Consider the following 13,069-nt stretch of genomic DNA (forward strand, 5'->3'; position numbering starts at 1 on the left):
CCTCCCGTGATCTCCGACCGTGCACCGCGCGTGACCCGCTACTTCGCCCGCCGTGCGACCCTGAAGCGGTCGGTCGGACTGCTCGGCGACTTCCGGTACGAGCAGACCGATCCGGACCTGTTCTACGGGGCGCTCGCCCGCGACTCGGTCGAACTGATCGGCGACCTGTACCGCGGGCACACCGAGCGGGACCTGACCGGCACCACGGTGCTCGACGTCGGCGGCGGCCCCGGCTATTTCGCCGACGCGTTCGGTAAGGCCGGCGCCCGGTACATCCCGGTCGAACCCGACCCGTCGGAGATGCACGCGGCCGGACTCAGCGTCGGCGACTCGATCCGCGGGTCCGGGTTGGCGCTGCCGATCCGCTCCGACGCGGTGGACGTGTGCTTCTCGTCGAACGTCGCCGAGCACGTCGCGCAACCGTGGGTGATGGCCGAGGAGATGCTGCGGGTGACGAAGCCCGGCGGGCTGATGGTGCTGTCGTACACGCTGTGGTGGGGCCCGTTCGGCGGCCACGAGACCGGGCCGTGGCACTACCTCGGCGGCGAGTACGCGGCCCGGCGCTACAGACGCAAGCAGGGCAAGGAACCGAAGAACCGGTTCGGCGTCTCGCTGTTCGACATCGGCGCGAAGGACGGCCTGCGGTGGGCCGGCACGCAGACCGGCGGCGACGTCCTGGCCGCCTTCCCGCGCTACCACCCGCGGTGGGCGTGGTGGATGGTGAAGATCCCGGTGCTGCGCGAGGTGTTGGTGAGCAACCTGGTGCTCGTGATCCGCAAGCGCTGAGATCCGGGCTCGGCGACGTCAGGACACGAACTGCTGCCCGCCGTCGATGTCGAACGTCGCCCCGGTCAGCGCCGTGTTGGTCATGATGTGGACGGCGAGGGCGGCGACGTCAGCTGGGACGACGACGCGACCGATCGGGAGTTTCGCCCGCAGTTCGTTCCTGCGTTCCTCGAGTCGATCGCCGAGCAGCGACGCCGACAACGGGGTGTCGACGAAACCCGCCGCGATCAGGTTGGCGCGAACCGGCGCGAGCTCGAGGGCGAGCGCCGCCGTGAACGGAGGCAACGCTGCGGTGGCGGCCGACACGATCCCGAGGCCGTGGCCGACCCGCCGTCCTCCCGTCCCGCCCATGAAGATCAGGGTGCCCCCGGGCCGCATCTTGCCGGCGGCATTGCGCGCGACCTCGAGGTCCAGCACCACGTGCCCGCTGATCGCCTCACGCACCTCGGCCGCGTCCATCTCCAGCATGGGCCCGTAGTGCGGGCCACCGGCGGTGACCATCACGTGGTCGATCGGGACAGGAAGGTCCTGGAAGAACCGCTCCAGGGCCGCGGTGTCGGTGGCGTCGAAGGCCGCCGTCTGTCGGGCGCCGAGTTCCGACGCCGCGCGGGCGAGGCGGTCGTTGCTGCGGCCGGTGAGGACGACGTCGGCTCCCTCGGTGCGGGCACGCCGGGCTGTCTCGAGCCCGATACCGGCACTGCCGCCGATCACGACGACGGTCTGGCCGGACAGGTCCGGTTCGCGCCGGATGGACGCAGAAGTGGTTGCGCCGCTCATGTTTTCCCTCCGATCGGTGGAACTGGCGGATGAAAGCCCCCGAACAGTCGTTACCCCGACGGGAGGGTGTTCACTCATCGGTTGCTCCCGCGTGCGCCCACTCTGATCCGCACGGATGGCACGGCCGGCGGAACTAACCTCGATTGCATGACCGCACTCGCGCTCGATCTCGGGGGCACCAAGATTGCGGCGGCACTCGTGGGCGCGGACGGCCGCCCGCTGGTCCCGCTCACCACGCCGACACCGCCAGCCGACGTGTGGGACGCGTGCGCGGCGCTACTGGAGAAGGCCGCCGACGGCGCGTTGGTGACGGCGGTCGGGATCGCGGCGGCCGGCCCCGTCGACCGCGCCGCCGGCACGGTCTCCCCGGTCAACGTCCGAGAGTGGCGCGGCGGCTTCCCGATCGTCGACGCCGTGTGTGGCCTGTTCCCGTCGGCGACGGTCCGCCTCGCCCTCGACGGCGCGGCGGCCGCCTATGCCGAGCACCGCCTGGGCGCGGGCCGCGGCACCCCGGACCTGTTGGGCGTCGTGTTGTCGACCGGGGTCGGTGGCGGGCTGATCCGCGGCGGCGTCATCGACGTTGGGCGCACCGGGAACGCGGGCCACATCGGGCACATGGCGGTCCCGGGCGGCGTCGAGCGCTGCGGGTGCGGCGCCGTCGGCTGCCTCGAGACCGTCGCGAGCGGTCCGGCGGCGCTGCGCTGGGCCCGCGCCGACGGGTGGATCGGGGCGACGGCCGCCGATCTGGCCGTCGACGCCGGCCTCGGCGAGCCGGTCGCCACCGCAGCCCTCGACAGGGCCGGGACCGCGCTCGGGCAGGTGTTCGCGTCGGCGGCAGCGCTGCTCGACGTCGACCTGGTGGTGGTGGGCGGCGGTTTCGCGCAGGCCGGGCCCGCGCTGTGGGAGCCGATGACCGCGGCGGCGGCGCGTCACGCCCGACTGTCGTTCCTGCGCGACCTGCGAGTGGTGCCCGCCGAACTCGGCGTCCTGGGCACGCTGACCGGCGCCGGGCTCCTCGCGAACGACCCGGCTCTGACCGGTGATCGAGACTTGCCCTATTCCAACTCGCTGTAACGTGTTCTAGTGTGACCCGGGGCACTCCACAAGAGCGAGGATGACTTGATGACCGACTACGACAAACTCTTCATCGGCGGCCGCTGGGTCGCGCCGGCGACCGACCAGCGGCTGGAGGTGTTCTCCCCCGCGACCGAGGAGCGCGTCGGTAGCGTTCCTGTCGCCGCACCGGCCGACATCGACGCCGCCGTCGCCGCGGCGCGCGCCGCCCTCGAGTCCGGCGCCTGGGCCGAGACCACGCCCGCGCAGCGCGGCGAGATCCTCGCCAAGGTCGCCAAGCTCATCGAGGAGCGCAGCGCCGAACTGGTCTCCACCATCTCGGGCGAGATGGGCGCACCGCCGTCCGGCGTCGAGACCATGCAGAAGATCATGTCGCTGGCAGTCCTGAACTTCTACGCGGGCCTCGCGAACGAGTTCGAGTGGGTGGAGACCCGCAACGGCGCGTTCGGGCAGACCAAGGTCTTCCGTGAGCCGGTCGGTGTCGTCGGCGCCGTCATCGCGTGGAACGTCCCGCTGTTCCTCGCCGTGAACAAGCTGGCCCCGGCCCTGCTCGCCGGCTGCACCGTGGTGCTCAAGCCGGCACCGGAGACGCCGCTCAACGCGAACATGCTCGCCGAGATCTTCACCGAGGCCGGCCTGCCCGAGGGCGTGCTGTCGATCGTCCCCGGCGGCGCCGAGACCGGCGAATACCTCGTCTCGCACCCGGACGTCGACAAGGTCACCTTCACCGGCAGCACCGCCGTCGGCCGCAAGATCGGCGCGATCGCGGCCGAGCAGCTCAAGCGCTGCTCGCTCGAACTCGGCGGCAAGTCGGCCGCGATCCTGCTCGAGGACATGGACGTCCAGGCGACCATGCCGATGCTGGTGATGTCGGGCCTGATGAACTCCGGCCAGGCGTGTGTCGGCCAGACCCGCATCCTCGCGCCGCGCTCGCGCTACGACGAGATCCTCGAGGCGATGGTGCAGTTCGCCGGGTTCATGCCCGTCGGCATGCCCGACGACCCGGCCGCGCAGCTCGGCCCGCTGATCACCGAGAAGCAGCGCGACAAGGTCCTCGGCTACATCGAGAAGGGCAAGGCCGAGGGCGCCCGCGTCGTACTGGGCGGCGGCACCCCGGCCGGTCTCGACAAGGGCTGGTTCGTCGAGCCGACCATCTTCGCCGACGTCGACAACTCGATGACGATCGCCCGCGAGGAGATCTTCGGACCCGTCCTGTCGGTGATCCCCTACGACACCGTCGACGAGGCCGTCAAGATCGCCAACGACTCGGACTACGGCCTGGCCGGATCGGTGTACACCACCGATATCGACAAGGGCATCGAGATCGCCAAGCAGATCCGCACCGGCACCTACGCCATCAACTGGTACGCGTTCGATCCGGGCGCGCCGTTCGGCGGCTACAAGAACTCCGGCATCGGCCGTGAGAGCGGCCCGGAGGGCCTCGAGGCGTACCTCGAGCTCAAGTCCGTGCTGATGCCGCCCGGCTACACCAGCTAGGCATCACCGATCTCCGTCAGGCGCGGTCCCGTTCTCCGGGGCCGCGCCTGACGCGTTCGTCCGCCATGCCGGGTCCCGCGCGCCTAGCCTGAGGCGATGGCGACCTCCTCGACCACGCGCGCGGAACCCGGCGGCGAGAGCACCCTCACGGTCATCGTCGCGTTCGTGGCGAATGCCCTGATCGCGCTGGCGAAGTCGGTGGCGGCGGCGATCACCGGATCGGCGTCGATGGTCGCCGAGGCCACCCACTCCTGGGCCGACACCGGCAACGAGATCCTGCTGCTGGTCGCCGACCGGCGCGCCCGCAAGGCGCCCGACCGCGAGCACCCGCTGGGATTCGGGCGGGAGGCCTACATCTGGTCGTTGTTCGCGGCGCTCGGTCTGTTCGCCGTCGGTGCCGGAGTGTCGATCACGCACGGCATCCAGGAACTGGCCCACCCGGAACCGGCCGGCGACTTCGGCGTCGCCTACGCGGTGCTCGGCATCGCGTTCGTCCTCGAGGCGATCTCGTTCCGGCAGGCGTTCAAGCAGTTGCGCGGCGAGGCGGACGCCGCCCACCGCGACGTTCTCGAGCATGCGCTGCTCACCTCGGATCCGACGGTGCGGGCCGTGTTCGCCGAAGACGCCGCCGCCCTGATCGGCCTGGTCATCGCCTTCGCCGGCGTACTGGCCCACCAGATCACCGGGTCGCCGGTTCCCGACGCGATCGGGTCCATCGCGGTCGGCGTGCTGCTCGGGGTGATCGCGTTGGTGCTGCTCGACCGCAACCGCCGCTTCCTCGTCGGCGAACCCGGCACCCCCGAACTGCGCGCCCGGACGATCGCGAAACTCCTGTCGTACGACGAGATCGAGCGGGTCACCTACCTGCGCATGGAATTCCTCGGACCGCACCAGGTGTACCTGGTGGCCAGCATCGACCTGGTCGGCGACGACGCCGAGTCCCGCGTCGCGCACAGGCTGCGCGCCCTCGAGGACCGGATCACCGGCGAGACCACCGCGGTCCGGAAGGCGGTCCTGACGCTGTCGACGGCTGAGGAGCCGAGCCTGACGGTCTGAACCGTCTGCCGACGCGGGCGCGTGCGAGTACAACTGGAGAGAGCGTGGCCGATACACGGACGGAGCAGCCGTGGACCCTCCTGACTCTTCGGTCGCTCGGGATGCGGAGACGAGCGGCCGCTTCGAGCCCGTCCTGCCCGAGAAGCTCGGTTACCGGATCAAACGCTGGCTCCTCGGGCCGCCGCTGACCACCGCGCGCCTGCACCAGGAACGACTGTCGAAGACAACCGCCCTGGGAGTGCTGTCGCCCGACTGCATCTCGTCGTCCGCGTACGGCCCGGAGCAGGTGCTGATCGAGCTCCTCCCGTACGCCGCGCTCGCCGCGTTCACCCTGCTGCTGCCGATCACCGGCGTCATCCTCGTCATCCTGCTGCTGCTCACGCTGTCGTACCGGCAGGTGGTGATGCTCTACACCCACGCCGGCGGCTCGTACGTCGTCGCGCGCGACAACTTCGGCCCCAAGACCGCCCAGATCGCAGCGGTCGCGCTGCTCATCGACTACGTCGTGACGGTCGCGGTGCAGTCGGCCGCCGGCACGGTCGCGGTGGTGTCGGCGGTCCCCGCCTTGGGCCCGTACAGCCTCGAGATCACCGTCGGCGCGGTGCTGCTGCTCGCGTACGGCAACCTGCGAGGGCTCAAGGAGGCGGGCCGCGCGTTCGCGTTCCCGATGTACTTCTTCGCCGGATCGATCGGGGTCGTCATCGTCGTCGGGGTCGTCCAGGCGCTCACCGGAAATCTCGACCGGATCGACCCGACCGCCCTCGACGGCACCGTCCCGATCGCGCACGGCGACGGTCTGGTGATGGGCGCGACGGTGCTGGTGATCCTGCGCGCGTTCGCGAACGGCGGCACGTCGCTCACCGGGCTCGAGGCGATCAGCAACGGCGTCAGCGCGTTCCAGAAGCCCGAGGGCCCCAACGCCCGACGCGCGCTGGTGATCATGGCGTCGATCCTGGCGTTCCTCGTCAGCGGCGTCTCGCTGCTCGCGTATCTCACCCACGCGACGCCGTACGCGGCCGGCTACCCGTCGGTGATCAGTCAGGAGGCGCGGATCGTCTTCGGCTCCGGCGCGGTCGGCAACGTCCTGTTCGTCGTCGTGCAGACGGCGACCGCACTGATCCTGTTCACCGGCGCCAACACCAGCTTCAACGGCTTCCCGTTCCTGGCGAGCTTCGTCGCCGACGACGCGTTCCTGCCCCGCCAGCTCCGACGGCGCGGCCACCGCCTGGTGTTCTCCAACGCGATCATCACTCTCACCGCGATCGCGGTCGTGTTGCTCATCGCCACCGACGCCAAGGTCAACTCGCTGGTGCCGTTCTACGCGATCGGGGTGTTCACCGGGTTCACGATGGCCGGCCTCGGGATGGCGCGGCACCACCAGAAGGCCCGCGGACCGCACTGGCGCCGCGGCATGGCCCTCAATCTCGCCGCCGGAATCACGTCGGCGGTCGTGGTGGCGATCTTCGCGATCGCGAAGTTCACCGAGGGCGCGTGGGTGGTCGTACTCGTGTTCCCGACTCTCGTGTTCGTGCTGATCCGACTCAATCGCGAGTACCGCGACGAGGCCGCCGAACTGCGCGAACTCGGCGACGCCGAGGCCGACGCCGAGGCGGTGTACTCGCACCACATCGTCATCGTCCTGGTCGACGCATACGACCTCGCGACCATCGAGGCCCTCCGGTACGGGCGCAGCCTACGGCCGAGCGACCTGCGGGCTGTGCACTTCGTCCTCGACAGCACCCACGCCGCGCACCTCAAACGCGAATGGGAGAACAGCGATCTGGAGGTGCCGCTCGAGCTCATCGAGTGCCCGGACCGACGGCTCGGGCACGCGACGCTCGAGCTGATCGCCCGGGCCTCCGCGCCCCGCACCGAGATCAGCATCCTCCTGCCGCGGCGCATCTACAGCTCGATCCTGGGCCGCGTCCTGCACGACCGCACCGCCGACCACATCGCCCGGATCGTCAGCGACGTCCCGCACGCGGTCGCGATCATCGTCCCCTTCGATTCCTCCAGCCGCCGCGGCGTGCTGCGAGCGCCGACGACCCCGTCCACCCCGCCGGGCGCGAAATGACGGCGGGGGAATACTCCCCCGCCGTCGCGAACTCCTGGCTAGCTCGCGCTGCCGCTGGACCCGCCGCTGGACCCATCGCTGGATCCGCTCGACCCGCTCGATCCGCTCGATCCGCTGGACCCGCCGTCGAAGCCGAGCAACGGCAGCAGGGTCGAACTGCCTATTCCGGCGTCTTGCGCGGCGCTGCCGAAGGACAGGACCGGAGAGACGCTACCGATACCGTCCGGCACGATCACCGGCACCATCGAGACCCCGACGTTGCTCGGGTCCAGGATCGAGTTCCACCCACCGCAGGCGCCCAGGTAGATGTAGACGCCGTTATCGACGTGGAAAGCCTTGGTGCCTGTGTTCGGTCCGGGGAAGAGGATGCTGTTGCTCGCCGACGGGCCGAGGCGCAGTCCCTGGGACTTCATGATCTCGACGAGCTTGGCGTAGTCCTTGGCGTTGTACGCGACGTACGCCTGGAGGGCCTTCTCGCCGTCGAGCAGGGCCGAGGTGCAGGTGGACTCGCCGAGCAGGCCCACGGCCTTCTTCGGATTGGTCAACGTGAGTTCGAGGTTGTTGCCACCGGAGGCGCCCTGCTCGGCCTTCAGCGTGGGGCCGTCGAGTCGGTCGGCCGCGGCCGCCGTCCCGGTGCCGGTCAGTGCGAGGCCCACGACCATGGTCGTCGCTGTAAGCACTCCCACAACAATCTTCTTCGTCCTCTGCAACTTCACGCCCTGCCTCCGTGTCCGATGTGACGACGCCCTGTCGCCGACTGCTGCCCTGTGCGAGCGAGATCGAACGCTGATCCTCGCACGTCACGGCCACCGGCGAGGGCCTTCTCGGAACCGATTTTTCGGGCGGTGTCCGGAGCCGACGCCCCGCTCACTGCTTGCCGGAATACCTCAGGAAGCGCCAACCGTAGGTGCCGAGGCGCGAGATCGGCACCGGCCGCGGCCACGCGTCGGGGCGGAAGTACGCGTCCGACCCGCCGTCGACGAAAACGACACTGCCGCAGAGGAAATTCGCCGAATCGGAGAGCATGAACACCACCCAGTCCCCGAGTTGACCGGCGTCGCCGAAGCCGCCGACCGGCACCGGGAAGCGCCGGACCGTCTTCGCCTCCCGCGGTGTCGCGAGTTGCTTCTCGAGCAGCGGCGTCATGATCGCGCCCGGGGCGAGGACGTTGAGCCGGATGCCGGCCCCGGCCCATTCCTGCCGGGTCGCGTGGCGGCGAGCCCACCTCGTGACCGCTATCTTCGATCCGGCGTACATGATCGGCGCGGCGCCCTTCCCGAAGAGTCGCACCGACCGCACCGCCTTGTCGATGTCGCCGGACAGGAACGCCTTGACCGTGCGACGCGGAACCGCGGGGGTCACCGTCGTCGAATTGCTACCGAAGACAACTACTTTGGCGCTACCCGACGCCGCCAGCGCGGCGCGCCAACCGTCGAGCAACTCGACGGCGCCCAGGTAGTTCACCGCGCCGATCAGGGGGAGTCGGTCGGCACCTGGGGTGGGTCCGACTCCGGCGGCGAGCACCGCACCGTCGAGCCTTCCTCCGGCCTGCGACAGCACCTCCCGCACGGCGCGGTGACGCCCGTCCGCGGTGGACAGGTCGGCGACCACCTCCGCGTCCTGCAGATCGACGCCGATGACGGTGTGCCCCGCCGCCGTCAACTTCTCGACGACCGCGCGACCCATGCCCGACGCCGAACCGGTGACCGCATAGACCCCCATGAACACCCTCCCCAGTGACGGCCGACGGGCGCAGAGGACCGTCCTCGGCGAGCCCGTCGACAGATTTGACACACTACGCCATAAATGTTGTGATCCGCGGATGAACGGCGAACCACTCTCGCCCGCTTCGCGATCGGGCCGCCGGGGGCCGGGCCGACCGAGCGTCCTCGACGCCGAGTCCGTGGCCGAGGCCGCGCTGCGGCTGTGGTCCGAGCGGGGCTACGCGGCGACCGGCTGGCACGATTTGGCCGAGGCAACGGGGATCAGCACCCGAACACTGCTCCGCCACTTCTCGTCGAAGGCCGCGATCGCCTGGGTCGGCGTGATTGCGGCGACCCAGCGGCTGCGCGACGGACTCGACGCGGCGGCCGACGACGCCCCCCTCGCGGAGGCGATCCGCACCGCCGTCGTGTCCTCGGTCTCGCACCAGCCGCGCATTCGGCACGCCAGTCGGGAATGGCTGCAACTGATCTCGCACGAACCCGAGATCGCGGCCATGGCGTCGGTCGCGTACCGACCGTGGATCGACGAACTCGCGGGCTACATCCACGGCCGGCTCCCGGAGGCGCCGCCCGCGATCTGCCAGGCACTGGCCACCGCCTACCAGGCCGCCGCGGGCGCCGCCCTGGCCGAGTGGGCGCTGTCCGGCGCCGACACCGAACCGGCCGACGCCGTCGACGCCATGCTGCGCTGGATGGACGTGCACGCGCCCATCCCCTCGGGGGCCGACTTGAGCAGCTGAAGGGTCCCTTCACACGCTGTCAGCGCATGAAGGGACCCCACGGCTCCTCGACTCAGCGGGCCGGCCGGAGCTCGTCGAGCCGCTGCTCGGCCTCGGCGACAATTCGCTCGATGAGCTCGTCGACGCTGGGCAGGTCGTCGATCATTCCGACGACCTGACCGGCCGCCAGCACCCCGGCCCCGGTGTCGCCGTCCACCAGTCCGGCGCGCAGGAGCATGGGACTGTTCGCCGACATCATCAGTTGCGCCAGGGTGCGGTCGCCGCCGCGGACCAGGCTGAGCCCTTCGGACATCATTGCCCGCCAACTGATTCCGGTCAGCTTCCGGAAGCGAACGGTGTTGACGGCCGCATGGGCGAGGGTGCGGACTCCCCGGCTCCGCTCGAGCGAGTCGACCAGTCCGGTGCGCAGCACACGGTGCGGGATGCCGTCGACCTTGGTGGTGACCACGGTGCCGTCCAGGCCGCGGGCGAGGTACTCGCGCTTCACCGACTCGGGCACAGTGCTGTCACTGGTGAGCAGGAAGCGCGTTCCCATTGCGATGCCCGACGCGCCGTAGGCCATGGCCGCGGCGAGCCCGCTGCCGTCGAAGAATCCGCCCGAGGCGACCACCGGGATGTCGACCGCGCGCACCACCGACGGCAGCAGCAGGGTGGTGGCGACGCCGCCGGTGTGTCCGCCGCCCTCGCCGCCCTGCACGATCACGGCGTCCGCGCCCCAACTCGCGACCTTCTCGGCGTGACGCGCGGCCCCGACCGTCGGGATCACCACGATGCCGGCGTCCTTGAACCGCGCGATCATCTCCTTCCGCGGTGCCAGCGCGAACGATGCGACGCGCACGCCCTCGCGGATCAGGAGTTCGACGCGAGCCTGCGCATCCTCGGCGTCCGCGCGCAGATTCACCCCGAACGGGGCGTCGGTGCGCTCCTTGGTTTCCCGGATCGCCGAACGCAACTCGTCGTAGGTCATCGTCGCCGACGCGATGATGCCGAGGCCGCCGGCGCGCGCCGTCGCGCTGACCAGTCGCGAGCCCGATACCCAGCCCATCCCGGTCTGGACGACGGGATGTTCGACACCGACCAGTTCGGTGAGCGCGGTGTGCAGGGTCACGGCCGCACCTCCGCGCTCGCGTGAGCAAACCCCCGTGTCACTGCACAGATAGCCGTGAGCATCCCATCCCTCTCATCAATACCAAGCAAGCAGTTGCTTGGTATTGATAGCACGGCGGGGCGGCCCGGCGATCACACCACCCCACAAACAGCTGAAGGGTCCCTTCACTGAACTGCTCCCCGGAAGTTGGACTGAGAAATTCAGTTCCGACTTTTGGGGAGCAGTTGTATGAGGCCGACGAGTTCACTGTCCGAGGACCAGCGGGTGACCGCGGTAGCGTTGTTCGAGGTCGGCTGGGGTGCTCGCGCGGTCGCGTCGAGCCTGGAGGTGGGCCGACCGCCGGTCAGACGGCTGTATGACCGGTGGCGGGTTCGTGGAACAGGAGCGTTGGTGGCCAAGCCTCGGGACCGGCAGTCGTACTCGTTCGAGATCAAACTCGAGGTGGTGCGCCGATATCTCGCGGGCGAAGCGAAGGTCGAGCTGGCCCGCGAGTTCGGGATGGCGTCACCGAAACTGATCGAAACCTGGGCGCGGAAGTACCGCAACGACGGCGAGGCCGGGTTGCGTCCGAAACAGCTGGGTCGTCCCCCGAAGCCCGCCGAGCCGGCGGGTGAGATCAGCGAGCTCGAACAGTTGCGGCGGGAGAACGAGGTGCTGCGGGCGCAGGTCGCCTACCTGGGAAAATTACGGGCCTTGGGGGCGCAACAACGGCGGTGAAGGTCGATGCCGTCGTCTCTCTCAAGGCCGAGCACCGCCTCGATGTGCTCCTCGAGATCGCTGGGCTGGCCCGGTCGACGTTCTTCTACCACCAGGCACGCCGGCAGGCCCTGGACCCGAACGCCGAGTTGAAGGCCGCGATCTGCGAGGTGTTGTAGTCACGGCCGCTACGGGCACCGCCGGATCCACTGTGTGCTGGTCGGGGCCGGTTGGCGGGTGGCGAAGAAGACCGTCCTGATGCTGATGCGCACGCTCGGCCTGGCCTGCCGGGTCCGCCGCAAGCGCAAATACATCGCCTACCAGGGTCGGGTCGGGAAGGTTGCGGCGAATCTGCTCGATCGTGATTTCGCCGCTGATGCCCCGAACCGCAAGTGGGTCACCGACGTCACCGAATTCCGGGTCGGTGACGAGAAGCTGTATCTGTCGCCGATCATGGACCTGTTCGACCGCCAGATCATCGCCTACACGCTCGGGCCGTCACCGACCCTGGAGCTGACCAACTGCTCCCTACGGGAGGCCCTCAGGGCCGTCGACGACGGCCGGAACCTGCTCGTGCACTCGGACCAGGGATTCCAGTATCAGCACTCGTCCTGGCGGCGTCTGCTCACCGATGCCGGTGCGACACAATCGATGTCCCGCAAAGCCAACTGCTACGACAACGCCGTGATGGAGAACTTCTTCGGCCACCTCAAAGAAGAACTCTTCCACCACACCCGATACCTCGACACCGCCGCCCTGGCCACCGCGCTGGACGACTACATCCACTGGTACAACACCGAACGCATCTCCACACGACTCGAGGGCCTGAGCCCGGTGCAATACCGGACCCAGACCCTCGCGGCCTAGGCTCTCACTTAGCCAGTCCAACAATCGGGGACCAGTTCACACACGCTGTCAGCGCACGCAGGGACCCTTCAGCTTCGAGACCTGGCTCAGATGTACATGGCCGGATCGATGTACGACGTCGGGTCGACGAGTTGCTCGTGACGCTTGCGCGGCCGCACCGCGGCGGGGATGCCGGTCGCGATGGCGTCGGCCGGGACGTCGCGGGTGACGACGGCGTTGGCGCCGATCGCGCTGTCGTCGCCGATGACGAGCGGCCCGAGGACCTTCGCGCCGGCGCCGATCGTGACGCGGTTGCCGATGGTGGGGTGCCGCTTGGCCTTCGCGAGCGACCGACCACCGAGGGTGACGCCGTGGTAGATCATGACGTCGTCGCCGATCTCGGCGGTCTCCCCGATCACGACACCCATGCCGTGGTCGATGAAGAACCGTCGGCCGATGGTGGCACCGGGGTGGATCTCGACGCCGGTGAGGAACCGGGTGAACTGGGCCAGCATCCTGGCCGGGCCGCGCAGCGCGGGCTTGGCCCACATGCGATGCGCGATCCGGTGCGACCAGATCGCGTGCAGGCCCGAGTACACGACGGCGTTCTCGACGTTGCTGCGCGCGGCCGGATCCTGGCCCCTTGCTGCCTGGAGATCCTCCCGGATCGTGCGCAGGACACTCACAATGC

At 69.6% G+C, this 13,069-nt stretch carries 13 protein-coding genes and 1 pseudogene; 9 read left to right on the forward strand and 5 right to left on the reverse strand.

The window, feature by feature from the left end; genetic code table 11:
• Positions 1-30: 30 nt before the first annotated feature.
• Positions 31-786 carry a class I SAM-dependent methyltransferase gene (locus tag EGT67_RS11315; protein ID WP_127916363.1) on the forward strand — a complete coding sequence of 252 codons (756 nt, stop codon included), beginning with the start codon at positions 31-33 and terminating at the stop codon, positions 784-786.
• An 18-nt stretch (positions 787-804) separates the two neighbouring features.
• On the opposite strand, the gene EGT67_RS11320 is transcribed toward EGT67_RS11315, so the two are convergent.
• Complete coding sequence (locus EGT67_RS11320; RefSeq protein ID WP_127916176.1) at positions 805-1,563, reverse strand: SDR family oxidoreductase; 759 nt, start codon at positions 1,561-1,563, stop codon at positions 805-807.
• Between the two features lie 147 nt (positions 1,564-1,710).
• On the opposite strand from EGT67_RS11320, the gene EGT67_RS11325 reads away from it, so the two are divergent.
• The 4 genes from EGT67_RS11325 (at position 1,711) to EGT67_RS11340 (ending at position 7,264) form a co-directional block, all read left to right on the forward strand.
• Positions 1,711-2,637, forward strand: a complete 927-nt coding sequence (locus EGT67_RS11325; RefSeq protein ID WP_127916177.1) for an ROK family protein — start codon at positions 1,711-1,713, stop codon at positions 2,635-2,637.
• Positions 2,638-2,685: 48 nt separating this feature from the next.
• On the forward strand, positions 2,686-4,134 hold the full coding sequence (locus EGT67_RS11330; protein WP_127916178.1) for an aldehyde dehydrogenase: 1,449 nt from the start codon (positions 2,686-2,688) through the stop codon (positions 4,132-4,134).
• 96 nt (positions 4,135-4,230) lie between these two features.
• Positions 4,231-5,190 carry a cation diffusion facilitator family transporter gene (locus EGT67_RS11335; RefSeq protein ID WP_127916179.1) on the forward strand — a complete coding sequence of 320 codons (960 nt, stop codon included), beginning with the start codon at positions 4,231-4,233 and terminating at the stop codon, positions 5,188-5,190.
• Between the two features lie 133 nt (positions 5,191-5,323).
• Complete coding sequence (locus EGT67_RS11340) at positions 5,324-7,264, forward strand: APC family permease (RefSeq protein ID WP_338324857.1); 1,941 nt, start codon at positions 5,324-5,326, stop codon at positions 7,262-7,264.
• Positions 7,265-7,302: 38 nt separating this feature from the next.
• On the opposite strand, the gene EGT67_RS11345 is transcribed toward EGT67_RS11340, so the two are convergent.
• On the reverse strand, positions 7,303-7,944 hold the full coding sequence (locus EGT67_RS11345; RefSeq protein WP_206612347.1) for a hypothetical protein: 642 nt from the start codon (positions 7,942-7,944) through the stop codon (positions 7,303-7,305).
• 187 nt (positions 7,945-8,131) lie between these two features.
• Positions 8,132-8,986, reverse strand: coding sequence for an SDR family oxidoreductase (locus EGT67_RS11350; RefSeq protein WP_127916181.1), 855 nt, complete (start codon positions 8,984-8,986; stop codon positions 8,132-8,134).
• A gap of 100 nt (positions 8,987-9,086) precedes the next feature.
• Between EGT67_RS11350 and EGT67_RS11355 the strand changes: the two genes are divergently transcribed.
• Positions 9,087-9,728: a TetR/AcrR family transcriptional regulator gene (locus tag EGT67_RS11355; RefSeq protein WP_127916182.1), complete on the forward strand. Its 642-nt coding sequence runs from the start codon at positions 9,087-9,089 to the stop codon at positions 9,726-9,728.
• 52 nt (positions 9,729-9,780) lie between these two features.
• Here EGT67_RS11355 and EGT67_RS11360 read toward each other — a convergent pair whose 3' ends face one another.
• On the reverse strand, positions 9,781-10,836 hold the full coding sequence (locus EGT67_RS11360; protein ID WP_206612348.1) for an NAD(P)H-dependent flavin oxidoreductase: 1,056 nt from the start codon (positions 10,834-10,836) through the stop codon (positions 9,781-9,783).
• Positions 10,837-11,226: 390 nt separating this feature from the next.
• Between EGT67_RS11360 and EGT67_RS25295 the strand changes: the two genes are divergently transcribed.
• From EGT67_RS25295 to EGT67_RS25305, 3 genes and pseudogenes are all read left to right on the forward strand, one after another.
• Positions 11,227-11,553: a helix-turn-helix domain-containing protein gene (locus EGT67_RS25295; RefSeq protein ID WP_241565979.1), complete on the forward strand. Its 327-nt coding sequence runs from the start codon at positions 11,227-11,229 to the stop codon at positions 11,551-11,553.
• Positions 11,550-11,711 carry a hypothetical protein gene (locus tag EGT67_RS25300; RefSeq protein ID WP_241565980.1) on the forward strand — a complete coding sequence of 54 codons (162 nt, stop codon included), beginning with the start codon at positions 11,550-11,552 and terminating at the stop codon, positions 11,709-11,711. Before EGT67_RS25295 ends, EGT67_RS25300 begins: the two co-directional genes overlap by 4 nt.
• A gap of 10 nt (positions 11,712-11,721) precedes the next feature.
• Positions 11,722-12,399, forward strand: a pseudogene (locus EGT67_RS25305) (IS3 family transposase); the annotation flags it as partial.
• An 86-nt stretch (positions 12,400-12,485) separates the two neighbouring features.
• On the opposite strand, the gene epsC reads toward EGT67_RS25305, so the two are convergent.
• Positions 12,486-13,064 carry a serine O-acetyltransferase EpsC gene (gene epsC, locus EGT67_RS11370; protein ID WP_127916183.1) on the reverse strand — a complete coding sequence of 193 codons (579 nt, stop codon included), beginning with the start codon at positions 13,062-13,064 and terminating at the stop codon, positions 12,486-12,488.
• Positions 13,065-13,069 lie beyond the last annotated feature (5 nt).

Source organism: Prescottella agglutinans (assembly GCF_004011865.1).
GTDB lineage: Bacteria > Actinomycetota > Actinomycetes > Mycobacteriales > Mycobacteriaceae > Prescottella > Prescottella agglutinans.

Excerpts from the sequence above, each read along its gene's own strand:
- EGT67_RS11320 (WP_127916176.1), bottom strand. The coding sequence starts at position 1,563 with ATGAGCGGCGCAACCACTTCTGCGTCCATCCGGCGCGAACCGGACCTG.
- EGT67_RS11325 (WP_127916177.1), top strand. The coding sequence starts at position 1,711 with ATGACCGCACTCGCGCTCGATCTCGGGGGCACCAAGATTGCGGCGGCA.
- EGT67_RS11330 (WP_127916178.1), top strand. The coding sequence starts at position 2,686 with ATGACCGACTACGACAAACTCTTCATCGGCGGCCGCTGGGTCGCGCCG.
- EGT67_RS11335 (WP_127916179.1), top strand. The coding sequence starts at position 4,231 with ATGGCGACCTCCTCGACCACGCGCGCGGAACCCGGCGGCGAGAGCACC.
- EGT67_RS11350 (WP_127916181.1), bottom strand. The coding sequence starts at position 8,986 with ATGGGGGTCTATGCGGTCACCGGTTCGGCGTCGGGCATGGGTCGCGCG.
- EGT67_RS11355 (WP_127916182.1), top strand. The coding sequence starts at position 9,087 with ATGAACGGCGAACCACTCTCGCCCGCTTCGCGATCGGGCCGCCGGGGG.